General features: G+C 71.0%; 14 protein-coding genes and 3 pseudogenes. 10 read left to right on the top strand and 7 right to left on the bottom strand.

Annotation, left to right across the window (positions count from 1 at the left end; all coding sequences use genetic code 11):
* Positions 1-304: 304 nt before the first annotated feature.
* Complete coding sequence (locus JNW98_RS03600; RefSeq protein ID WP_223766585.1) at positions 305-1135, bottom strand: hypothetical protein; 831 nt, start codon at positions 1133-1135, stop codon at positions 305-307.
* A 378-nt stretch (positions 1136-1513) separates the two neighbouring features.
* Between JNW98_RS03600 and JNW98_RS03595 the strand changes: the two genes are divergently transcribed.
* Positions 1514-3262 (top strand): chitinase, encoded by a 1749-nt coding sequence (locus JNW98_RS03595; RefSeq protein WP_223766584.1) that lies wholly within the window; start codon positions 1514-1516, stop codon positions 3260-3262.
* Positions 3263-3330: 68 nt separating this feature from the next.
* On the opposite strand, the gene JNW98_RS03590 is transcribed toward JNW98_RS03595, so the two are convergent.
* The gene (locus JNW98_RS03590; RefSeq protein ID WP_223766583.1) at positions 3331-4224 is read right to left on the bottom strand and encodes a trypsin-like serine peptidase; all 894 of its coding nucleotides are present in this window, start codon (positions 4222-4224) and stop codon (positions 3331-3333) included.
* Between the two features lie 223 nt (positions 4225-4447).
* On the opposite strand from JNW98_RS03590, the gene JNW98_RS03585 reads away from it, so the two are divergent.
* Entirely contained in the window at positions 4448-5806 is a 1359-nt protein-coding gene (locus tag JNW98_RS03585) for a M14 family metallopeptidase (protein WP_223766582.1), read from the top strand.
* 73 nt (positions 5807-5879) lie between these two features.
* Here the strand turns inward: JNW98_RS03585 and JNW98_RS03580 are convergent, their stop codons facing one another.
* Positions 5880-6284: a RidA family protein gene (locus tag JNW98_RS03580; RefSeq protein ID WP_223766581.1), complete on the bottom strand. Its 405-nt coding sequence runs from the start codon at positions 6282-6284 to the stop codon at positions 5880-5882.
* A gap of 208 nt (positions 6285-6492) precedes the next feature.
* Here JNW98_RS03580 and JNW98_RS03575 point away from each other — a divergent pair, with 208 nt between their 5' ends.
* The 4 genes from JNW98_RS03575 to JNW98_RS03560 all read left to right on the top strand — a co-directional run bounded on the left by JNW98_RS03575 (position 6493) and on the right by JNW98_RS03560 (position 11553).
* On the top strand, positions 6493-7773 hold the full coding sequence (locus JNW98_RS03575; RefSeq protein ID WP_223766580.1) for an amino acid deaminase: 1281 nt from the start codon (positions 6493-6495) through the stop codon (positions 7771-7773).
* 357 nt (positions 7774-8130) lie between these two features.
* Positions 8131-9750, top strand: coding sequence for an N-acyl-D-amino-acid deacylase family protein (locus JNW98_RS03570; protein WP_223766579.1), 1620 nt, complete (start codon positions 8131-8133; stop codon positions 9748-9750).
* 87 nt (positions 9751-9837) lie between these two features.
* On the top strand, positions 9838-11049 hold the full coding sequence (locus JNW98_RS03565) for a pyridoxal phosphate-dependent aminotransferase (protein ID WP_223766578.1): 1212 nt from the start codon (positions 9838-9840) through the stop codon (positions 11047-11049).
* Positions 11050-11130: 81 nt separating this feature from the next.
* Positions 11131-11553, top strand: coding sequence for an SCO4983 family protein (locus JNW98_RS03560; RefSeq protein ID WP_223766577.1), 423 nt, complete (start codon positions 11131-11133; stop codon positions 11551-11553).
* Positions 11554-11662: 109 nt separating this feature from the next.
* Here the strand turns inward: JNW98_RS03560 and JNW98_RS03555 are convergent, their stop codons facing one another.
* Positions 11663-13495: a phosphoenolpyruvate carboxykinase (GTP) gene (locus JNW98_RS03555; RefSeq protein WP_223766576.1), complete on the bottom strand. Its 1833-nt coding sequence runs from the start codon at positions 13493-13495 to the stop codon at positions 11663-11665.
* Positions 13496-13768: 273 nt separating this feature from the next.
* On the opposite strand from JNW98_RS03555, the gene trhA reads away from it, so the two are divergent.
* From trhA to JNW98_RS03540, 3 genes are all read left to right on the top strand, one after another.
* Complete coding sequence (gene trhA, locus JNW98_RS03550) at positions 13769-14503, top strand: PAQR family membrane homeostasis protein TrhA (protein ID WP_223766575.1); 735 nt, start codon at positions 13769-13771, stop codon at positions 14501-14503.
* Positions 14504-15049: 546 nt separating this feature from the next.
* Entirely contained in the window at positions 15050-16543 is a 1494-nt protein-coding gene (locus JNW98_RS03545; protein WP_263420371.1) for an MFS transporter, read from the top strand.
* Positions 16540-17172, top strand: coding sequence for a TetR/AcrR family transcriptional regulator (locus JNW98_RS03540; protein ID WP_223766573.1), 633 nt, complete (start codon positions 16540-16542; stop codon positions 17170-17172). Before JNW98_RS03545 ends, JNW98_RS03540 begins: the two co-directional genes overlap by 4 nt.
* A gap of 24 nt (positions 17173-17196) precedes the next feature.
* Here the strand turns inward: JNW98_RS03540 and JNW98_RS03535 are convergent.
* Both JNW98_RS03535 and JNW98_RS03530 read right to left on the bottom strand, forming a co-directional pair.
* Positions 17197-19255: pseudogene (locus tag JNW98_RS03535) on the bottom strand (thioredoxin domain-containing protein).
* 122 nt (positions 19256-19377) lie between these two features.
* Positions 19378-19801 (bottom strand): annotated as a pseudogene (locus JNW98_RS03530) (IS5/IS1182 family transposase); the annotation flags it as partial.
* 153 nt (positions 19802-19954) lie between these two features.
* On the opposite strand from JNW98_RS03530, the gene JNW98_RS03525 reads away from it, so the two are divergent.
* Complete coding sequence (locus JNW98_RS03525; protein WP_223766572.1) at positions 19955-21895, top strand: DNA/RNA helicase domain-containing protein; 1941 nt, start codon at positions 19955-19957, stop codon at positions 21893-21895.
* A 135-nt stretch (positions 21896-22030) separates the two neighbouring features.
* Here JNW98_RS03525 and JNW98_RS03520 read toward each other — a convergent pair.
* Positions 22031-22186 (bottom strand): annotated as a pseudogene (locus tag JNW98_RS03520) (DUF255 domain-containing protein); the annotation flags it as partial.
* Between the last annotated feature and the right edge of the window lie 200 nt (positions 22187-22386).

Here is a 22386-nt window from a genome sequence, read left to right as displayed (position 1 = left end):
GGGGATCGGTTGGGGTACGTCGGTTCGGTGCCTTCCCGGACGGGCCGGCCGACGCCGCGGTGACGGCCGGTGGCGCGGTGACGGCCGGTGGTGCGGAGCCGACCGGACCGTTCGCTCGGAGCTCCGCCGGTTGTCGCATACAGGCTGGTGATCCCGCCCGCCGCCCTCGCGACACCCTCCGGCCGGCCGACGGCCCGAACCGCGAGGGTACGCCGATCGCCCTGCCCCCGTGGGGCGTTCGCCCCTAAGGCACCTCTTCGAGCGGCGTCCGAATACGCACGGCCCCGCCCCCGGAATCCGTCCCTCATGCCGCGGCCTCCCCACCGGCCGCACAGAACCCGCAGCGGTCGCCGATGAGTTCGAGCCCGCACCACCGGCACTCCTCCCGCCGGACGGAGGCGATCAGCTGGTAGAGGATCGACGGATCGGGGATGGCGGCGGCGAACTCCACGGCCCTGCGAGTCCCCCACCAGCGGACGGACTCCGCGGGCAGCGGTGACACTTCCTGGACCCCTTCGACGCGCCACTCCGGGGCGAGGACGTCCACGACCCAGTCCTCGGCCTTGCGGGGCCCGTCACGGGCCACGGTCAGCCGGGTCGGGTAGGCAGGACCAGGGACGTCGTCACCTCCGGGGCGGACGAGGCGGGGCGCGGGGTTGACGAGGACGCCGAAACGGACACCGGGAAGCAGCGAGGTGAGGTGCGGGCCAAGGCCGACCGGCACCCGGTCGAAGCGGGCGATGCTGGCCAGTTGGGCGCCGGCGTAGATGTAGTGGGCGAGGAGGCGGGTGGCGGACGCCAGCACGCCCGGGCCGAGGTCGGAGACGGACAGCTGGCGTAATTGGCGGGCCAGCACGCCCACCGCCAGCGGCGGCAGGGCGACGGGCAGCAGGGCGATCCGGTCGCTCTCCAGCACCGCGCGGACGGTGTGCAGCCGACGGACGTAGGCGGCGGGCAGCGCGTCGGAGTGCACGACGACCAGGTGGCCGCACCGGTCGAGCAGGACGGCGGCCTGGGCCACCGCGGTCTCCAGCGGCTGCGCCTCGGGCGGCTGGAGGACGGCCGCGGTCGGGGCGGGGCCGTCGGGGGCGGGCAGCACCAGGTCGGGGCTGGTGACGGCTATCGCGATCGGCACGTCCGAATCCCCGTCCACTCCGGCCCCAGGCGTCCCGGTGGCCATGGATCGTCTCCGTTCGGCGCCGACGCCCCGCGCACGTCGGCGCCCCGCACTTTATCCACGAACGAGGCGGCTCGGAACAGTTCCTCCGAACCGGCCCGGTCCGGCCCCTTCCCGCCCTCTCCGGACCGGTTCCGGACGGAGATCGGCTCCATTCCGTACGAGACCGGTCCGGCACCGACCCCCGACGGCCACGGGTGAACCACGCCGCTCCCCACCGATCCCCTTGACGGATGGATTGGTCTGGACCATCCTCACGCACCAGACGGTGACCACCCCCCTCCCCAGCGATACCCCCCACTCACCGTCTCAACTCTCCCCCCACCGGAGGCAGTAGTGGATCACTCATGTCCTGACGCGCGCCCCAGAACGGCCCGCCGCGCCCCCAGGCGAAACCGCCGCCTCGGCGGTCTCCTCACCGCCCTCGCCCTGGCCACAGGCGGCGCGGCTCTCACCGGCGCCGGTCCCGCGCACGCGGCCCCCTCAGCGCAGGCCGAGCCCAACCTCCTCAAGAACGCCGGCTTCGAGAACGGCCTCTCCCCCTGGACCTGCTCCGGCGACAGCGGTACCACCGGCACCCCCACCCACTCCGGCACCGCCGCCCTCAAGGCCGTGCCGAGTGGACTCGACAACGCCCGCTGCGCGCAGACCGTCGCCGTCAAACCCGGCTCCGCCTACCGGTTGAGCGCCTGGGCGCAGGGCTCGTACGTGTACCTGGGCGCGAGCGGCACCGGCACCACCGACGTCTCCACCTGGACGCCGGGAACGGGCTCGAACTGGAAGGAACTCACCACCTCCTTCACCACCGGCCCCAACACCACCTCCGTCACCGTCTACACGCACGGCTGGTACGGCCAGAGCGCCTACTTCGCCGACGACGTCACCCTCACCGGCCCGGGCGGCGGCCCAGGCGATCCGGGCGACCCCGGCGACCCGGTGCCGTCCGCCCCCGGCGGCCTGACGGCCGGCCGGACCACGTCCTCGTCCGTGGACCTGTCCTGGACCCCGGTCACCGGCGCCACCGGCTACCAGGTCTACCGCGACGGCGTGAAGACGCAGTCGGTCACCGGCGCCTCGGCGACGGCCACCGGACTCGCGCCCTCCACGACGTACCGCTTCCAGGTGACGGCGGTCAACGCGGCTGGCGAGTCGCCCCGTTCCGGCGAGATCACGGCCACGACGGCCGCGGGCGGCGGACAGCCGACGACGCCGAAGCACGCGGTGACGGGCTACTGGCAGAACTTCGACAACGGCGCCAAGGTCCAGCGCATCAGCGACGTCCAGGCCCAGTACGACATCATCGCCGTCGCCTTCGCCGACGCCACCAGCACCCCGGGCGCCGTGGACTTCGCCCTCGACCCGGGTCTGCGCTACAGCGAGGCGGACTTCATGGCCGACATCGCGGCCAAACGGGCGGCCGGCAAGTCGGTGGTCATATCCGTCGGCGGCGAGCGTGGCAGCGTGCGCGTCAACGACGCCGCGTCCGCCGCCAACTTCGCGGACAGCGTGTACCGGCTGATGCGGAAGTACGGCTTCGACGGCGTCGACATCGACCTGGAGAACGGGCTCGACCCGACGTACATGACGCAGGCCCTGCGCGCCCTGTCGGCGAAGGCCGGCGACAAACTCGTGATCACGATGGCGCCGCAGACGCTCGACATGCAGTCGACGTCGGCGAGCTACTTCAAGACGGCGCTGAACGTCAAGGACATCCTGACCGTCGTCAACACGCAGTTCTACAACAGCGGTTCCATGCTGGGCTGCGACGGCAGGGTGTACTCCCAGGGGTCCGTCGACTTCCTCACCGCGCTCGCCTGCATCCAGCTGGAGGGTGGACTGGCGCCCTCGCAGGTCGGCCTCGGCCTGCCCGCCTCGCCGCGCGGCGCCGGCAGCGGCTACGTGGACCCGTCCGTGGTGAACAACGCCCTGGACTGCCTGGCCAAGGGCACCGGCTGCGGCTCGTTCAAGCCCGCGAAGACCTACCCGGGCATCCGGGGCGCGATGACCTGGTCGACGAACTGGGACGCGAGCAACGGCAACGCCTGGTCCAACGCGGTCGGCCCGCACGTCCACGGCCTGCCGTAACGACCCACGGACGCGGCTGAAGGGGCCCGCCGGAATCCCCCGGCGGGCCCTTCGTCACGCCGACGGCGTCACGGCTTGGGCAGCGCGCAGCCCGGCAGGCTCAGGTCGATCCTGTTGCCGGTGGTCACGCACTTGGCGATGCCGTAGGTCTGCTCGGCGTAGTTGATGCCGCGCCGGACGGTGACCTTGCCGTTCTCGTCCACCTCGCACGGGTTGTTCATCGTGCACCGCTCGCCGCTCTCGTTGCCGGTGTTGTTGACGGCGATCACCTTGCCGGTGTTGACGTCGATGACCGGCGAACCGGAGGTCCCCCCGATGGTGTTGCAGGAGGACGTGTAGCGCAGCGAGTCCTTCCAGGTCCAGTCGCCCTCGCGGAGCTCGTGGACGAAGCCGTCCACGTTGCAGGAGTAGATCCGCTTCCAGTAGCCCGAGACGACCTTGATCGGCGTGCCGGTGACGGGGTGGTCGGCGGAGAGTTTGAGGGCGTCGATCCCGGAGCTCTTCTTGATCTGCGCGTAGCTGGTGGTGAGCTGGTAGAGGGTGACGTCGGTGTCGGTCATCGTCGCGTAGGCGATCTTGCTCGCGCGGAGCGTGGCGGCCTTGCCCGCGGTGGAGTTGAGCAGCGTGAAGGTGCGGGACGACGCCTTGTCGACGATGACGTCGCCCGGGCCCGGCATGCCGGTCTCCAGGCAGTGCCCGTTGGTGAGCACGAGGCCCGGGTCGCTGTCGGCCGAGTTGGGGAGGCGTATCAGCGAGCCGGAGCAGTTGCTGAGGGCGACGGTGCCGGCGAAGTCGACGGCTTTGGGTTTGGCCTTGGCCTCGGTGGGCGGCGCGGCCGGCGCGGCTGCCCGCGGGGCGTCGGCCGTCTGCGGCGCGGCGCCCGCGGGGGCGGCGGCGACGCCGGTCACGGCCGCGCCGCCGAGCAGCAGGGTGGTGAGTACGCCGACGAGAGGTCGTCTCATGGGGGGTGGTCCTCTCCGGACGGAATGCGTTCCGATTTGGCATGTGCATTGTTGGTGACCTTGAGGTCGCACGCAATCAATCGGACCGGAGTGACGGCGAAGTTGGCCGGAACCCCTCGCACCGCAGTCCTTGACCTGCTCATGTCATTCTCTTGACACTGGCGAAGCACCCCCGGCCACACCCCCCACCCGTCGCACACACCAGAGCCTCCAGGAGGCCGTCATGCGACCGCGTTCACCCGGCGGCCGGGCAGCCGCCCTCGCCACTGTCCTCTCCCTCGCCTCTCTCGTCCCCCTTGTCTCGGCCGCCCCCGCCATCTCCTCGGCGGGCGACTCGCGGACCGGGACGGCCCACTCGTACGAGATGACGGACCCGCGCACCGCCTCGTACGAGGTGACGGGCCCGCGCACCGCCGCCCAGCGCACCGCCGTCGCGGCGACCGGCGCGTCCGTCGACGCCGTCCACGGGAACACCGTCGTCATCACGGCGAACGCGGCCCAGGCCGACCGCGTCCGCGCCCTCGGGCACCGCGTGACCGAACTGCCCGGCCCGCCCGACCGCGGCGCGGGCGAACGGCCCGTCCCGCACGACTTCCCGTCGCGCGACGCCAAGTACCACAACTACCGCGAGATGACGGCGGAGATCGACGCCGGCATCGCGGCCCACCCCTCGTTCATGAGCAAGCGGGTCATCGGCAAGAGCCAGGAGGGCCGCGACATCGTCGCCGTCCGGATCAGCTCGGGCGTGAAGCCCGACGAGGCCAAGCCCGAGGTGCTGTTCACCCACCACCAGCACGCGCGCGAGCACCTCACCGTCGAGATGGCCCTCTACCTGCTGAACGAGTTCGGCAAGGGCTACGGCTCCGACCCCCGGATCACCAAGATGGTCGACGAGCGGGTGATCTGGATCGTCCCGGATGTCAACCCCGACGGTGGCGAATACGACATCGCCACCGGCACGTACCGCAACTGGCGCAAGAACCGGCAGCCCAACTCCGGCTCCTCGAACGTCGGCACGGACCTCAACCGCAACTGGAACTACAAGTGGGGCTGCTGCGGCGGCTCCTCCGGCAGCACCGGGTCCGAGACGTACCGCGGCCGCGCCGCCGAGTCGGCGCCCGAGGTCAAGGTCGTCGCCGACTTCGTGCGCGGCCGGGTCGTCGGCGGCAAGCAGCGGATCAAGGCCGCGATCGACTTCCACACCTACAGCGAACTGGTGATGTGGCCGTTCGGCTGGACGTACAACGACACGGCGTCGGGCATGACGCAGGACGACCACGACGCGTTCGCCAAGGTGGGCAAGGCGATGGCGGCCAGCAACGGGTACACGCCCGAGCAGTCGAGCGACCTCTACATCACCGACGGCACCATCGACGACTGGCTGTGGGGCGACCAGAAGATCTTCGCCTACACCTTCGAGATGTACCCGACCGGCGCGGGCGGCGGCGGCTTCTACCCGCCGGCCTCGGTGATCGACCGGGAGACGGCGCGCAACCGGGACGCGGTGCTCCAGCTGCTGGAGAACGCGGACTGCATGTACCGGTCGATCGGAAAGGAGCAGCAGTACTGCGCGAAGCGGTAGGGAAGCAGGCAAGAACCGGGCGGGCCCGTGACGCACACGGGCCCGTTCGCTCAGCCCAGACGGGCCCGTTCGCTCAGTCCAGGACGGCGAGGGCGTCGATCTCGACGAGCAGACCGGCCGGGAGCCCGACGTACACCGTCGTCCGGGCCGCCGGGACGCCCTTCAGGTCGGCGAAGTAGGCGTCGTAGAGCGCGTTGAACTCGGCGAAGTGGTCCGTGTCGGTGAGGTAGACGCGCAGCATCACCACGTCCTCCCACGAGGACCCGCCCGCCTCCAGCACCGCCAGCACGTTGTCGAGCGTCCGCAGCGTCTGCTCCCGGAGCCCGGGGCCGGCCACGACGGGCGCCTCGCCGGACCCGGCGGGCAGGAAGCCGACCTGGCCCGCGACCTGGAGGATGTTCCCCTTGCGCACGCCGTGCGAGAACCGGGCGGGCGGGGTGGTGTGGCCGGCGGGGGTGACGGCGGTCTTCTCGGTCATGGCATCGCCTTCGTCATCGTCACGGCGGCACCCGCGTCGTCCGCACGGCATCGCCTTCGTCGTCGGATCGCCGCGCCGACGACGGCCCCGGCACCGCGCCTCCCAGCCCGTGGACCATCGTTGACCTGGCCTTCCGCCGGATGTTAGACAGCCGCGAGCGGTGTGCGCAACGGACGCCGCACCGGACCCGTACCCACGAGGAGGCTCGATGGCCGTCGCCGACGACGCCCTGGCCCGGCTCGCCCACGAGCCGGTGGACCACCGTTTCAAGGGACTGCCCCCGGACGCGGAGGGGCTGACCGTCGGCGCCCTCACGGCCCAGCGGCGCTCCCTGTTCACCGGCGGTTTCACCACCCCGGTGCTGACCCTCTCCGCCGAGGCGCTGGACCACAACCTCGCGCTGATGGAGCGCTGGTCCGCCGAGCACGACCTCGCCTTCGCGCCGCACGGCAAGACGTCCATGGCCCCGCGCCTCTTCGCGCGGCAGCTCGCGCACGGCGCCTGGGGCATCACCGCCGCCGTGCCCGCGCAGGCCCGCGTCTACCGGGCCTTCGGCATCCAGCGGATCTTCCTCGCCAACCAGGTCGTGGACGCCGCCGCGCTCCGCTGGCTGGCCGGCGAACTCGCCGCCGACCCGGACTTCCGGGTCGTCGTCTACGTGGACTCCGTGCGCGGCGTCGAGCTGATGGACGCGGCCCTGCGCGGCGCCGGGGCCGGCCGGCCGCTGGACGTCGTCGTCGAACTCGGCGCCGCGGGCGGCCGGACGGGCGTCCGCACGGCCGCGGACGGCGCACTGGTCGCCGACGCGGTGGCGGCCGCGGAAACGTTGCGTCTGGTGGGCGTCGCCGGGTACGAGGCGGAGGTCCCGGACGCCGACGAGGCGAAGGTCCGGGCCTGGTTGCGCGATCTGACGTCGCTGGCCGCGGAGTTCGACGCGGCCGGGCGGTTCGCCGGGGTCGAGGAGATCGTGGTCAGCGCGGGCGGCAGTTCGTGGTTCGACACGGTCGCCGAGGTCTTCGGAGAGCTTCCGGCGCTGTCCGCGCCGGTGCTCAAGCTGCTGCGCTCCGGCGCGTACGTCACCCACGACGACGGCCAGTACCGCCGCAAGACCCCGTTCGCGCGCCACCCGGCGGAGGGCGCCCTCCTCCCCGCCTTCCGGCTCTGGGCCCAGTGCGTCTCCCGCCCGGAACCGGGCCGCGCCTACCTCAACGCTGGTAAGCGTGACGCCCCTTACGACCTCGGCTTCCCCGAACCGCAGGTCGTCCGCTCCGAGCGCGACGGCGCCGAGCGCCCCGCGGGCCACATGACGATCACGGGCCTCGCCGACCAGCACGCCTTCGTCTCCCTGCCCGCCGACGACCCGCTGGAGGTGGGTGACTGGGTGGGCCTGGGCATCTCCCACCCCTGCACGGCCTTCGACAAGTGGCCGATGATTCCGGTGGTGGACGCGGGCGGGACGGTGACGGAGTACGTGCGGACGTTTTTCTGAGGCGGGCGTTTTCTCCGAGGCGGGCGTTCTTCGGAAGCGGACGTTCTTCGGAAGCGGACGTTCTTCGGAAGCGGACGTTCTTCGGAAGCGGACGTTCTTCCAAGACGGCGGGCCGGGCAGCCCAACAGCAGCCGCGCTCGGGAGGCGTCGGGCATCGGGGCCTTCAGGCTTCGGGGGTGCCGGAAGAGGACCGGCGGACGTAGGGTCCGGATGTGCCCGACCGGAGGAGCGCCTGACGCGGCCGGAGGGCCGGCGGTGGGCCGCGGTCTCCGCCGGGCCGGCGCCGTCCGGGCGTTCCGCCGGGTCCGTACCTTCCGAGGGCGCCGCCGGTTCGGCGGCGGCGAAAGGCGGCCGCACATGGAAACGGTCTTCCGGGACGTCCGGCTCGTCGACGGCGGTGGTAGCCCGTCGTTCCGTGCCGACGTCGGCGTGGACGGCGGCCGGATCGCCGCGATCGTCCGCGAGGGGGCGGGCGACCGTCCGAGCGCGCGGCGGACCGTCGACGCGCACGGCCTCGCGCTGGCCCCCGGCTTCGTGGACATGCACGCGCACAGCGATCTGGCCCTGCTGCGTGATCCCGGGCACGAGGCCAAGGTCGCGCAGGGGGTGACGCTGGAGGTGCTCGGGCAGGACGGGCTGTCGTACGCGCCGGTGGACGACCGGACGCTCGCCGAGGTGCGGGCGCAGATCGCCGGGTGGAACGGTGCCGGCGAGGACGTCGACTTCACCTGGCGCTCGACGGGCGAGTTCCTGGACCGGCTCGACCACGGGTTCGGCGGCGAGGGGATCGCGGTCGACGCCGCGTACCTGGTGCCGCACGGGACCGTCCGGATGCTGGTGGTCGGCTGGGAGGACCGCCCGGCGACGGACGCCGAGCTGGGACGGATGCGGCGGCTGGTGGCGGAGGGGCTGGAGGAAGGGGCCGTGGGCCTGTCGGCGGGGCTCACCTATCCGCCGGGCATGTACGCGGACGACGCCGAGCTGACCGAGCTGTGCCGGGTGGTCGCGCGGTACGGCGGGTACTTCTGTCCGCACCACCGTTCGTACGGCGCGCGCGCCGTGCGGGCGTATGAGGAGATGGTCGAGGTGGCGAGGGGCGCGGGCTGCGCGCTGCACCTCGCGCACACCGTTCTGAACTTCGCGGGGAACGAAGGGCGCGCGCCGGAGCTGCTGCGCCTGCTCGACGCCGCGCGCGCCGGCGGGGTGGATCTCACGCTCGACAGTTATCCCTACACTCCCGGCTGCACCACGCTCGCGTCGCTGCTGCCGAGCTGGGCGGCCGAGGGGGGCCCGGACGCGGTGCTGGCGCGGCTGCGCGACGACGCTACGTCGGCCCGGATCCGGTACGCCCTGGAGGTGGCGGGTTCGGACGGCTCCCACGGGGTGCCCGTCGACTGGGCGGCGGTCGAGGTGTCGGGGGTCGCCGACGAGCGGCGGGCCCCGCGGTACGCGGGCCGGACGATCGCGGGGCTGGCCCGCGAGCGGGGCGAGGAGCCCTGGGCGACGGCCCGCCGACTGCTGGTCGAGGACCGGCTCGGGACGACGGTCCTGCTGCACGTCGGGCACGAGGGGAACGTCCGGGAGATCATGCGCCACCCGGCGCACACGGGCGGGAGCGACGGCATCCTGCACGGCGCCAAGCCGCATCCCCGGGCGTACGGCACCTTTCCGCACTACCTCGGGCACTACGTGCGCGAGCTGGGGATCCTCTCCCTGGAGGAGTGCGTGGCGCATCTCACGTCCCGGCCCGCGGCCCGGCTGCGGCTGTCGGACCGGGGTCTCGTGCGGGTGGGGCGCCGGGCCGATCTTGTGCTCTTCGATCCGGAGACGGTCGCCGCCGGTGCCACTTTCGAAGATCCTCGGCGGCTTCCGACCGGCATTCCTTATGTCCTGATTGCCGGACGCTTTGCGATGGAAGACGGACGGCGGACGGAGGTGTTGGCGGGCCGTGCCGTCCGGCGCGCTCCGGCGCCCTGAACCACCCCTGAACAGCGGTGATCGCACGCGCCGGGTGCGTCCCGAAAGCTCGCGCGCGGCGTCGCGCGCCCCCGTATGGTGGCCGTCATGCAGGTGATCCAGTCAACGAAACTCGCCAATGTCTGCTACGAGATCCGTGGTCCGGTGCTGGAGGAGGCGATGCGGCTGGAGGCGGCGGGCCATCGCATCCTCAAGCTCAACACCGGCAACCCGGCGATCTTCGGCTTCGAGTGCCCTCCGGAGATCCTGGAGGACATGCTGCGCAACGTCGGCGACGCGCACGGCTACGGCGACGCCAAGGGTCTGCTCTCGGCCCGGCGCGCGGTGGTGCAGCACTACGAGACCAAGGGCATCGAGCTGTCCGTCGAGGACGTGTACCTGGGCAACGGCGTCTCGGAGCTGATCCAGATGTCGATGCAGGCGCTGCTCGACGACGGCGACGAGGTGCTCGTCCCGGCGCCGGACTACCCGCTGTGGACGGCGTCGGTCTCGCTGGCGGGCGGCACGGCGGTGCACTACCGCTGCGACGAGCAGTCCGACTGGATGCCGGACCTGGCCGACATCGAGCGCAAGGTCACCGACCGCACCAAGGCGCTCGTCATCATCAACCCCAACAACCCCACGGGCGCCGTCTACGACGACGAGATGCTGCGCGGACTCACGGAGATCGCCCGCCGGCACAACCTGATCGTCTGCTCCGACGAGATCTACGACAAGATCCTCTACGACGGCGTGACCCACACCCCGACCGCCGCCCTCGCCCCCGACCTGCTGACCCTCACCTTCAACGGCCTGTCGAAGGCGTACCGGGTCGCGGGCTACCGCAGCGGCTGGATGGCGGTGTGCGGCCCGAAGGCCCACGCGGACAGCTACATCGAGGGCCTGACGATCCTGGCCAACATGCGGCTCTGCGCCAACATGCCCGCCCAGTACGCGGTGGCCACCGCCCTCGGCGGCCGGCAGTCGATCAACGAACTGGTCCTGCCGGGCGGCCGGCTGCTGGAGCAGCGGGACGTGGCGCACGAGCTGCTGACCCAGATCCCCGGCGTGACGTGTGTGAAGCCGAAGGGCGCGCTGTACGCGTTCCCGCGGCTCGACCCCAAGGTCTACAAGATCAAGGACGACCGGCAGATGGTGCTGGACCTGCTGCGGGCCGAGAAGATCATGGTCGTCCACGGCACGGGCTTCAACTGGCCGGAGCCGGACCACTTCCGCCTAGTCACGCTGCCGAACGCCAAGGACATGGCGGACGCGGTGACCCGGATCGGCACGTTCCTGGAGGGCTACAGCCAGCCCTGACCCTGCCCACTCTTCACACGGACACAACTTTAGACAGAATCTAAGTTAGGATGGCCTTCTAAGGAGGACAGGAGGCCATCCATGTACGAACCGATCCGCACCAAGTCGGTCCACACCATGGCCGAACCCGTGCGCGGCGGCCACGGGCCGCGCCGCTCCCGGGGGCAGGAGCTCGACATCCGGCTCGCCGGACACCTGACCGCGCTGCTCACCGTGACCGACGAACTGCGGGCCCTGGCCCCGTCCGCCGACCTGGACGACGCCGCCCGGCGGCTGGCCGCCCGGGTCGAGCGGCTGCGCGGCGGGCACGCCCCATTGCGGGCCGTGCCCACGGCGTCCGGCGGCGGCCCGGCCCGCGTCCACGCCCTGCACCAGCGGGCGCACATGCTGGCCGGCCAGGCCCTGGTGGTCGCCGGTTCGCGCGGCGACGCCGCCGGAGCGGCGCTGGCCGAGGGACGGCTGCGAGCGCACGCGGCGGCGCTGGGGATCACCGACGACGTCTGAGCCGGACGCGCCCCGGTCGGGGCGTCGCCCCGCCTCGGAAAAGCCGATCCGCCTCGGAAAACACGGCAGGGCGGGACCGGACAACCTCCCGGTCCACGCCCTGTCACCCTCAGCCCAGGCGCTTCACCAGCGCCCGGTACTCGTCCCACAGCTCCTTCGGCGTGTGCTCACCGAAGGTGTTGAGGTGCTCCGGCACCAGCGCGGCCTCCTCGCGCCAGACCTCCTTGTCGACCGAGAGCAGCAGGTCGAGGTCGGCGTCGGCGATGTCCAGGCCGTTCGTGTCGAGCGCCGCGCGCGTCGGCAGGACGCCGATCGGCGTCTCGACGCCGTCCGCCTTGCCGTCCAGGCGCTCGACGATCCACTTGAGCACCCGGCCGTTCTCACCGAAGCCGGGCCACACGAAGCGGCCGCCCGCGTCCTTGCGGAACCAGTTGACGTAGTAGATCTTCGGCAGCTTGGCCTCGTCGCCGCGCTCGGCTGCGGCCTGGCCGATCTTGACCCAGTGCCCCATGTAGTCGCCCATGTTGTAGCCGCAGAACGGCAGCATGGCGAAGGGGTCGCGGCGCAGCTCGCCGACCTTGCCCTCGGCGGCGGCGGTCTTCTCGGAGGCGACGTTGGCGCCGATGAAGACGCCGTGCTGCCAGCTGAAGGACTCGGTGACCAGCGGCACGGCCGAGGCCCGGCGGCCGCCGAAGAGGATGGCCGAGATCGGCACGCCCTTGGGGTCCTCCCACTCGGGCGCGATGATCGGGCACTGGGCGGCGGGGACGGTGAAGCGGGCGTTGGGGTGGGCGGCCGGGGTGCCGGACTCCGGCGTCCAGTCGTTGCCCTTCCAGTCGGTGAGGTGCGCGGGCGCCTCCTCGGTCATGCCCTCCCACCACACGTCGCCGTCGTCGGTCAGGGCGACGTTGGTGAAGACCGCGTTGCCCCAGAGGGTCTTCATGGCGTTGGCGTTGGTGTGCTCGCCGGTGCCGGGCGCGACGCCGAAGAAGCCCGCCTCGGGGTTGATCGCGTAGAGCCGGCCGTCCTCGCCGAAGCGCATCCAGGCGATGTCGTCGCCGATGGTCTCCACCGTCCAGCCAGGGACGGTGGGTTCCAGCATGGCGAGGTTGGTCTTGCCGCAGGCGGACGGGAAGGCGGCGGCCACGTACTTGGCCTCGCCCTGCGGCGGGGTGAGCTTGAGGATGAGCATGTGCTCGGCGAGCCAGCCCTCGTCACGGGCCATGACGGAGGCGATGCGCAGGGCGTAGCACTTCTTGCCCAGCAGGGCGTTGCCGCCGTAGCCGGAGCCGTAGGACCAGATCTCGCGGTCCTCGGGGAAGTGCGAGATGTACTTGGTGGAGTTGCACGGCCAGGGGACGTCGGCCTCGCCCTCGGCCAGCGGGGCGCCGAGCGTGTGGACGGCCTTGACGAAGAAGCCGTCGGGGCCCAGCTCGTCGAGGACCGGCTGTCCCATGCGGGTCATGGTGCGCATGGAGACGGCGACGTACGCGGAGTCGGTGATCTCGACGCCGATCGCGGAGAGCGGCGAGCCGAGCGGGCCCATGCAGAAGGGCACGACGTACATGGTGCGGCCGCGCATCGAGCCGCGGAAGACGCCCTTCTCGCCCTGGAAGATCTCCCGCATCTCGGCGGGGTCCTTCCAGTGGTTGGTCGGGCCGGCGTCCTCCTCCTTGGCGGAGCAGATGAACGTACGGTCCTCGACGCGGGCCACGTCCGTGGGGTCGGAGGCGGCGTAGTACGAGTTGGGGCGCTTGACGGGGTCGAGCTTCCGGAAGGTGCCCTTGGCGACGAGCTCCTCGCACAGGCGCTCGTACTCGGCCTCGGATCCGTCGCACCAGACGACCCGGTCCGGCTGGGTGAGGGCGGCGATCTCGTCTACCCAGGAGATCAGCTCCTGGTGGTTGGTGGGGGTGGTGGGAGCCGCATTTGCGCGCGCCACGATCGCTCCGTCCCGCCGGGGACCCAGGAGGCGCCCGGCGTCGCATGTTGAGGGTGGAACGGACCATCCGCGTGCCTGACCCGACAGTTGGTCCGTTTCTGCACATTCGCCCCTTGGGGGCTGCGACCCAGACGCTTCGTGACCGCTCATCCGGTGCCGCCCGCACTCATTTGATCATCCGACTCCGTTTCGGTTCTGTCCAGGGGGCACTCCCGTGACCATCGCCACGTGATACCGGTCCGTAACCTACGGTGGCGTAGGTAACATTGGGCCATGACACCCGCGTCCGACGCGGCGCACGTCGCGCCCGCAACTCCCGCCGGTGCCGCGACCACCGCGCCTTCCCCCTCTTGTCCCGAACCCCTGTCGGCAGTCGTCAAGCCGCGGCTCCGCGGCTGGCTGCACGCAGGAATGTTCCCCGCCGTCCTGATCTCCGGCGTCTTCCTGACCGCGCTCGCGGACAGCACCCGCGGCCGGATCGCCTGCGCCGTCTACGTCCTCACCGCGTGCCTGCTGTTCGGCATCAGCGCCCTGTACCACCGCGGCGACTGGAGCCCCCGGGTCACGGCCGTGCTCCGCCGCCTCGACCACGCCAACATCTTCCTGATCATCGCGGGCACCTACACGCCCCTGACAATGCTCCTGGTGCCGGGCGGCCGCGGCCAGTTGCTGCTGTGGGCGGTCTGGGCCGCGGCCGCGGCCGGCATCGCCTTCCGGGTCTTCTGGGTCGGCGCGCCGCGCTGGCTCTACACCCCCTGTTACATCGCGATGGGCTGGGCGGCCGTCTTCTTCCTGCCCGACTTCCTGCGCAAGGGCGGCATCGCCGTGCTCGTCCTGGTGATCGTCGGCGGCCTCCTCTACAGCGCGGGCGGCGTCATCTACGGCATCAAGCGCCCCAATCCGTCACCCCGCTGGTTCGGTTTCCACGAGGTGTTCCACTCACTGACGCTGGCGGCCTTCGTCGTGCACTACGTCGGCATCTCTCTGGTGGCCTATACGCACGGCTGACCGCCCCCCTTCCCTCCGCGCTCCCCTGAGCGCCCCCCTCCGCGCCCCGTTCCGCGCGTCGGACGACCCGTCCCACCGGCCGTCCGACAGCGGCCGGGGCGCGGTCCGTTCCCGGCGCGCGACGCGCGGCGGCCGCGAGGTCGCGGCCACGCGCCATGCCAGGCCGCCGACGCCGGCGAGCACCACGGCCACCACCGCCACCTCGCCGGCGATCAGGTACGCACCCACACTCAGTGTCGCGATCAGCGCGGCGACGGCGTTCACCATGACACCCATCAGGGATCACCCCTCCCACTCGGTCTCTTACCGACCGTTCCCCTGCCCTGCACACAGCGTGACACACCCCACTGACAATCAGCGTCCCGTCAGAGAGGCGTTCGGAGACCGCAAGTATTGACAGAAACTCTCAATTAAGGGTTACTGGCACTTGCCATCGACTCTCGAAGGAGCGTGCCCGTGACGACCGCACCCGCCCTGTCCCCGCCCACGCGAGGTCTCCAGCCGGATCCCCGCCGCTGGTGGGCCCTGACCGCGATCGTCGCCTGCATGCTCGTCCTGGGCTTCGACGGCACGATCCTGAACGTCGCCCTGCCCACCATGGCCGATGAACTCGGCGCCGACGCCAGCACCTTGCAGTGGATAGCCGACTCCTACCTGGTCGTCTTCGCCGCCCTGATGCTTCCCGCGGGACTTCTGGGCGACCGCTTCGGCCGCCGCCGGATGCTGGGCATCGGCCTGACCGTCTTCCTCGCCGGCGCGCTCGTCGGCACCGTCGCCACCGACGCGAACGTCGTGATCGTCGGCCGGGCGGTGATGGGCGCCGGCGCCGCGCTGGTCCTGCCGCTCTCCATGGCCGTCATCCCCGCGATCTTCCCGCCGGAGGAGCGCAACAAGGCGGTCGGCACGATGTCGGCCGCGTCCGCGCTGGGCATGCCGCTCGGCCCGATCATCGGAGGGTTCCTGCTCGACCACTTCTGGTGGGGTTCGGTCTTCCTGATCAACATTCCGCTCATCGGCGCGGCCCTGATCGCCTGCCGCTTCCTGGTACCCGAGACCAACGACCCCGCCTCCCCCACGGTGGACGCCCTCACCACCATTCTTTCCATCGGCGGCCTCGGCGCACTCGTCTACGGCGTGACCGAAGGCCCCCGGTACGGCTGGGGCTCCCCGCTCGTCCTCGGCACGCTGGCCGCCGCCGTGGTCCTGCTCGCCCTGCTGGTGCTGCGCTCGCGGCGGCAGGAGCGTCCGATGCTCGACCTCGAACTGCTCCGCCACCGCGGGTTCCTGTGGAACAGCATCGCCGCCTCCCTGGTCATGTTCACCTTCACCGGCCTGCTGTTCGTCCTCCCCTCCTACTTTCAGAGCGTCCTGGGCAACGACGCCTTCAACACCGGACTGCGCCTCATCCCCATGCCGCTGGGCCTGCTGACCGCGTCCCGGATCGCGCCGCGACTGGTCGAACGGCTGGGCCGGCGTGTCGTCATCCCCGGCGGCCTGACCGTCATCGCGGCGGCCGCCTTCGTCGGCAGCCGCACCTCGGTCGAGGACGGCTACGGCTTCACCGCCGGGTGGCTGTCCGTGGTGGGACTCGGCTTCGGGTTCGCCATGATCCCGGCCATGGCCGGGGCCCTCGGCGCCCTGCCCCGGGAACGGGTGGGGACGGGCTCGGGGCTGATGATGACGCTCCGCCAGACGGCCGCCGCGGTCGGCCTGGCGGCGCTGGGCAGTCTGCTCGCCGCCTCGTACCGCGACCGGCTGGACACCGGCGGGCTGTCCGCCGCCGCGGCGGGGGTGGCCGACGACAGCGTCGTGAGCGCCCACGCGACGGCCGCCCGGCTGGGCGACACCGCCCTGGCGCGCTCGGCCGACGCCGCGTACCTGCACGGCATGGACCTGACGCTGCTGGTCTGCGGCTGCGTCGCCCTCCTGGCCGCCGCCCTGGTGGCGGTCTTCCTGCCGGACGGGCACGCCACGGCCCCCGCGACTGCCGCGGCCCCCGCCACCGCTGTGGCAGTCGAAACGCCGGATGGCGGACAATGACGGTCATGGCCTCCGCACCAACATCCCCCGCCGCCCAGCCGGGCCCCCGGCTCGGGCTGCGCGAACGGAAGAAGATCCAGACCCGCCAGGCGATCCGCGCCGCCGCCTACCGGCTCTTCGAGGAGCAGGGGTACGACGCGACGCCGGTGGACCAGATCGCGGAGGCCGCCGACGTCTCGCCCAGCACCGTCTTCCGGTACTTCCCGACCAAGGAGGACATCGTCCTCACGGACGAGCACGACCCCCTCCTGGGGGCGCTGCTCCGGTCGCGTCCGGTCGACGAGCCGCCGCTCCGCGCGATCCGCAACACCATCCTGGAGGGCATGCGGGACATTCTCGGCAGCGACAGCCCCGAGATGCGGGTGCGCAACCGGCTGATTCGCGACGTCCCCAGTCTGCGAGCCCGCTCCGGTGAGGGCATGGGCGGGACGGCACGCCTCCTGTGCACCGTCCTGGCCGAGCGCACCGGGCGCCCGGAGAACGATCTCGAACTGCGGGTCGCGGCGACCACGGTGCTGGCCGCCACGCAGGAGGCCATGATGGTGTGGGTGGACGAGGGGCAGACCGGTGATCCGCTCGACTACCTGCACCGTGCACTGGACCTGCTGGAGCGGGGACTCACCCTCTGAACGCCGCCCCGCCCCCGGGCGGGGTCACCTCCCCCGCAGTTTCGCCGCGAGCTCCTCGGGATCCGAGGTCGGCGCGTCACAGGTGAAGCCGCGGCACACATAGGCGGCCGGGCGGCCGGCCAGCAGCGGCCGGTCCGCCAGCAGCGGCACCTCGGCGGCCGTCGCGGAGGCCGGCTCGCCCAGGGCGACGGCCAGTCCGGGCCGCTGGGAGAGCAGGGCGGTGCGGTGCAGCTCCCGGGTGGCCGGGTCGTCGTGCGGCCCGACGACGGCGACCTCGTGCGGCCCGTCGAGCAGCGCCTCCGCCACCGCCAGGCCCCAGCCGATGAAGCGCGGCGCCTTGGGCCCGAGCACCCGGACCACGCCGAGCGCCCGCTCGGCCGCCTCCCGGTGCGGCGCGCTCCCGGTGAGCGCCGCGTAGGTCAGGAGCGCCCCGGCGGCCGCGGTCCAGCCGGACGGGGTGGCGTTGTCCGTCGGGTCCTGCGGGCGCCGGATGAGGGCCTCGGCGTCGTCCGCCGTGTCGAAGAGGGCCCCCTCCTCGTCGCGGAACCGGATCAGGACGGTGTCCAGCAGCAGTCCCGCGAAGTCCACCCAGACGCCCTCACCGGTGACGGCGGACAGCGCCAGGAAGCCCTCAGCCACGTCCGCGTAGTCCTCCAGCACCCCCGCGTGGCCACCGGCGACACCGTCCAGAGAGGTGCGGAAGAGGCGCGCGTTCCAGTCCATGTGGGTGCGGACGAGCAGGTCGGCGGCGTCCGTCGCGGCCTGGACGAGGTCGGGGCGGTCGAAGTAGGCACCGGTCTCGGCCAGCGCCGCGATGGCCAGGCCGTTCCACCCCGCCACGATCTTGTCGTCCCGGCCGGGCCGGGGCCGCCGGGCGCGGGCCGCCAGCAGCCGCTCCCGGATCGACGCGATCCGCTCGGCGTCCACGAGCCGCTCGCTGTCGGGTAGTTGCAGGACGGAGGCGCCCTCCTCGAAGGTCCCTTCCTCGGTGACACCGAAGTAGTCGGCGGCGAGCTCGGCGTCCGCCTCCCCGAGCACCTCCCGGAGCTGTTCGGGGGTCCAGACGTAATAGGCGCCCTCGCGGTGCCGGCCCCGGCCGTCGTCGCTGTCCGCGTCCAGGGCGGAGGCGAAGCCGCCCTGCTCGGTGCGCATCTCCCGGACCAGGAAGTCGGCCGTGTCCAGCGCCACCCGCCGGGCGAGGTCCGAACCGGTGGCCCGCCACACGTGCGCGTAGACGCGGCACAGCAGGGCGTTGTCGTACAGCATCTTCTCGAAGTGCGGAACGACCCAGCCGTTGTCCACGGAGTAGCGGGCGAAGCCGCCGCCCAGCTGGTCGTGGATCCCGCCGCGGGCCATGGCCTCGCAGGTGGCCGTCACCATGTCCAGGGCGGCGGCGGAGCCCGTGCGGACGTGGTGGCGGAGCAGGAACTCCAGCACCATCGACGGCGGGAACTTCGGCGCCCCGCCGAAGCCGCCGCGCACCGCGTCGAACTCACGGGTCAGCGCCATCAAGGCCATGTGCAGCTCGTCGGCGGCCGGCGGCCGCCCCCCGGCGGCGGCCGCGGCGAGGGTCCGCTGCGACAGCTCGTCGACGATCCGCCCGGCCACCTCCCCCACCTCGCCCCGCCGGTCACGCCAAGCGGCCGTCACCCCCTCCAGCACCTGCCGGAAGGAGGGCATCCCGTGCCGCGGAGCGGGCGGGAAGTAGGTGCCGAAGTAGAACGGTTCGGCGTCGGGCGTCAGAAAGACCGTCATGGGCCAGCCGCCCTGCCCGGTGGCCGCCTGCACCGCCTCCATGTAGACGGCGTCGATGTCGGGCCGCTCCTCGCGGTCGACCTTGACGGAGACGAAGTGCTCGTTGAGGTAGGCGGCGGCCTCCTCGTCCTCGAAACTCTCGCGTGCCATGACGTGGCACCAGTGGTCAGCCGGCTAAGTGGCACGACGAATAGCCCACCGAGAGAAGGATGGGTACGTCGCGCCTCTTTGCCTCTTGCATCGCCTCCTCTCCCCATGGCCACCAGTCGACTGGATTGGTGGCGTGCTGGAGGAGGTACGGCGACTGGGAATCGGCCAGTCGGTTCATGCCGGTATCGTCGCACGATCCGGGCCGTCAGGCCCGGCAACGAGCGGTTCCCGCCCAGAGATCCGTTTCTTGCCGTCCACTCCGGAGCTTTATGCGCCCAGGACCGCCGGCGGCGGCGGATCGTGCCGGGAGTCAGGATCGGTGGTGGAGATCAACCGGTCGCGGGCGGTGCCCCGGGTGATGCGCCTGCGTCCGTCACGGCCGTCGGAGTCATCGGCCGGTTCGAAGTCCTGTCCGGTGACCAGGGCCAGGATGCCGACCGCGTTCGCGGCCTTCTCGTCCAGGTCCTGGTCAGGGAGGTGGCCCAACAGTCTGAGCGAGTCGGTGGCCAGGGCATCGAAGAGGTCGGCCCTGGCCTGTTCGTCGTTCCAGGCAACGCGGGGTTTGCCCGAATCACCATAGTCGTTACCCATGCAGCAGGTTTTCGCCATCGGCGGCGCCGGCGACCTCGCGGATCACCGCACGGAGGGCGGTGATGAGCTGGGTGACGGTGTCCTGGGTGGCCGCCGCGTCATCCAGCACCGTGAAGTCCAGTGCCCGCCGGTGCTGCTCCCGGACAGCCGAGGTTGACATCTACCGGCACCGGTCCAACAGCGACCGCCGGTCAATGGCGCGCAAGCTGGGTGCAGAATCGGTTCTGCTAGGTTCCAGTGACTTGGCTCGCAAGAGCGTTGGCTCGCTACTTAGGAGACAGACACTATGGCGGTCGGGGGCGGCTGGAAGCCAATGGAGGCATTCTGGCCCGTACAGCGCCTGGTACGGGACCGTCACCAACTGGTCCGGAAGATCAGTGAGTGTTACACCGCAACGCACCCAAAAGACAAGAAGCCAAAGCCCTCGGAGGTCAAAGCTTGGCGTGAAAGCGTCTACGAACTGGCGACCATACTTGACAACCTCGGCCTCAGCCAGGTGCGCATGTTCATTGAGTACCTTGCCGACGGGGCGATGAACCACATCGACGTAGTCCTCGCAGGACAGCACCCGTCGGGACGGCTCAGTTACGCGGTCATCGAACTCAAGCAATGGAGCAGCATCGAGCGTCCGACGGCGTCGAAGTCGGCTGGGCTCTGCGCGTCCTGCAAGGCGCGAGGAGACAACATGCTCTGCCAGGCATGCGCCCGGGATCTGGTCTACGCGCCGTTCTCAGCCTACGAGAAGCATGTCAAGCACCCAGCCGTCCAGGTCAGCGCCAACATGGACGATCTGCGCAGGCACCACAGCATGTTCGACGACCGATATGTCAATCTGGTTGGCGCGGCCTATCTGCACAACCTCATGCACCCTGACTACCAATGGATCAGCCAGGTGTCCCCTCGCCCCGGGATCCCTACTTTCACAGCACGGCAGCCATTGGCCTTGGAGAAGTTCCTGGTGGCGAACTTCAGCACGGCTTCCGGCGCGGAGGCCGCACAGGAGCTGCTCGAGCGTCGGCGCACGAGCTCCCTTCTCGCCGAGGACGTCGGGGCGATCGTCAACGGGCACACCCGGTTCAGCCTCATCGAGCGGCAACTGCGGGCTGTTCGGGAGATCGCCGACGCCACTGCGGCCGTTGGGACTTCGGGAGTGAAGAAGGTCTTCGTCATCGAGGGACGCGCAGGCAGTGGCAAGTCGCTCGTCGCGCTAACGGCTCTGGGAGAGGCGCTGCAAGCGGGTTACTCGGCCGGCTTCGTATCTGGCGGCATCGCCTCGCGTGACACCTTCAAGCGAGCAGCCAAGGGGCACCAGAAGGCATTCATGACGCTGAAGCGGGTCGCCGACAAGCTCGGGCCTGACGAACTGGACTTGGTCGTCTGCGACGAGGCCCACCGCCTCAGTGAGCGGCCCATGACCGGCTCCTTCAGCATGCGGCCCACAGGACCGAGCACGGTGGCGACTGTCGTCACCCGCGCTCGCGTGCCGGTCTTCTTCATCGACGGCGATCAACGCCTTTTCTCAGAGGAGGTATGGTCGCCGGAGCGGCTCAAGTCCGAGATCCAGAGCCTCGGCGTGGAGATTGTGCCGATCGTCTTGGACCGGGTGCTGCGCAACGTCGGCAGTTCGACGTACGACACCTGGGTCCGCCGCCTCATGGCCGGGGACCCAATCATGTGGCGCCCCGATGACGCCGCCGAACCCGAACCTTTCGAGCTCTACTATGCCGAGAGCGCCGCTGAGATGGAGTCTTACCTCCTAAGCAGGGACCCAGCGGGTGCGAGCGCCCGGATAAGCGCCGGCATGTGCTGGGACTGGACCGACGACACTGGCACCTACCCTGACGTCAATCCCGACCCCGACTGGGCACGTCCTTGGAATGCCGGTGACCAGCACAGCACTCAGGGAGTGCCCAGACGGAAGTTCTGGGCGACCGATCCCGGAGGCTTCGGGCAGATCGGGTGCGTGCACACCGCCCAAGGGCTCGAGTACGAATGGGGTGGCGTGATCATGGGCCCTGACCTCACTTGGGAAGACGGGGCCTGGGTTGCCCACCGCGAGCACGTGAAGAGCAAAGCCTCACGCATCGCTGAAGACTTTGAGCTCACACGGTCGTTGCGGAATGCCTATGGTGTGCTGATGACCCGTTCCATTCGCGGTACGGTGCTCTACTCTGTCGACCCTGCCACCAGAAAGCTCTTCGCCGACCTCGGGGTGAAGGCACTCTGAACCACCCGAAGTAGCGATGGACCTCCAGCACGAGCAGTCGTACCCACCGCCAGTCGGCCACCGCCTTCTAAATACGACAGCCCTGTGCTCTTGATCGAGGTGAGTGTCTCGAGCACTCGATTGACGGGTTCACTGGCACCAGTGGCACGAGGAGTAACCGACCGACAGGAGCACAGGGGCGCCGCGCCGCTCTGCCTCCTCGAATGCCTCCGGCGCCCACGGCCACCGGTCGACAGGGTTCCGGGCGTGCTGGAGCAAATCCGGCGACTGGGCATCGGCCAGGCGATCCATACCGACATCGTCGCACGATCCCGATCCTCCAGCGCGTCTCGCAGGGCTGGGCCCGCTGCCCGTGGCGAAGGACGGGTCGAGTCCGCCCAAGTGCGTGCGGTCGCAAGGCGGAGGCGCGTCCGGGTACCGGTCGTTCCGGGGCGGGGGACGACAGCGCCGCGATCGTGTGTGCCGGGCGCCACGGGGCGGGCGGGACGTTT

Source organism: Streptomyces huiliensis (genome assembly GCF_020037025.1).
Taxonomy (GTDB): domain Bacteria; phylum Actinomycetota; class Actinomycetes; order Streptomycetales; family Streptomycetaceae; genus Streptomyces; species Streptomyces huiliensis.
This window is presented reverse-complemented; position numbering and strand designations above follow the sequence as displayed.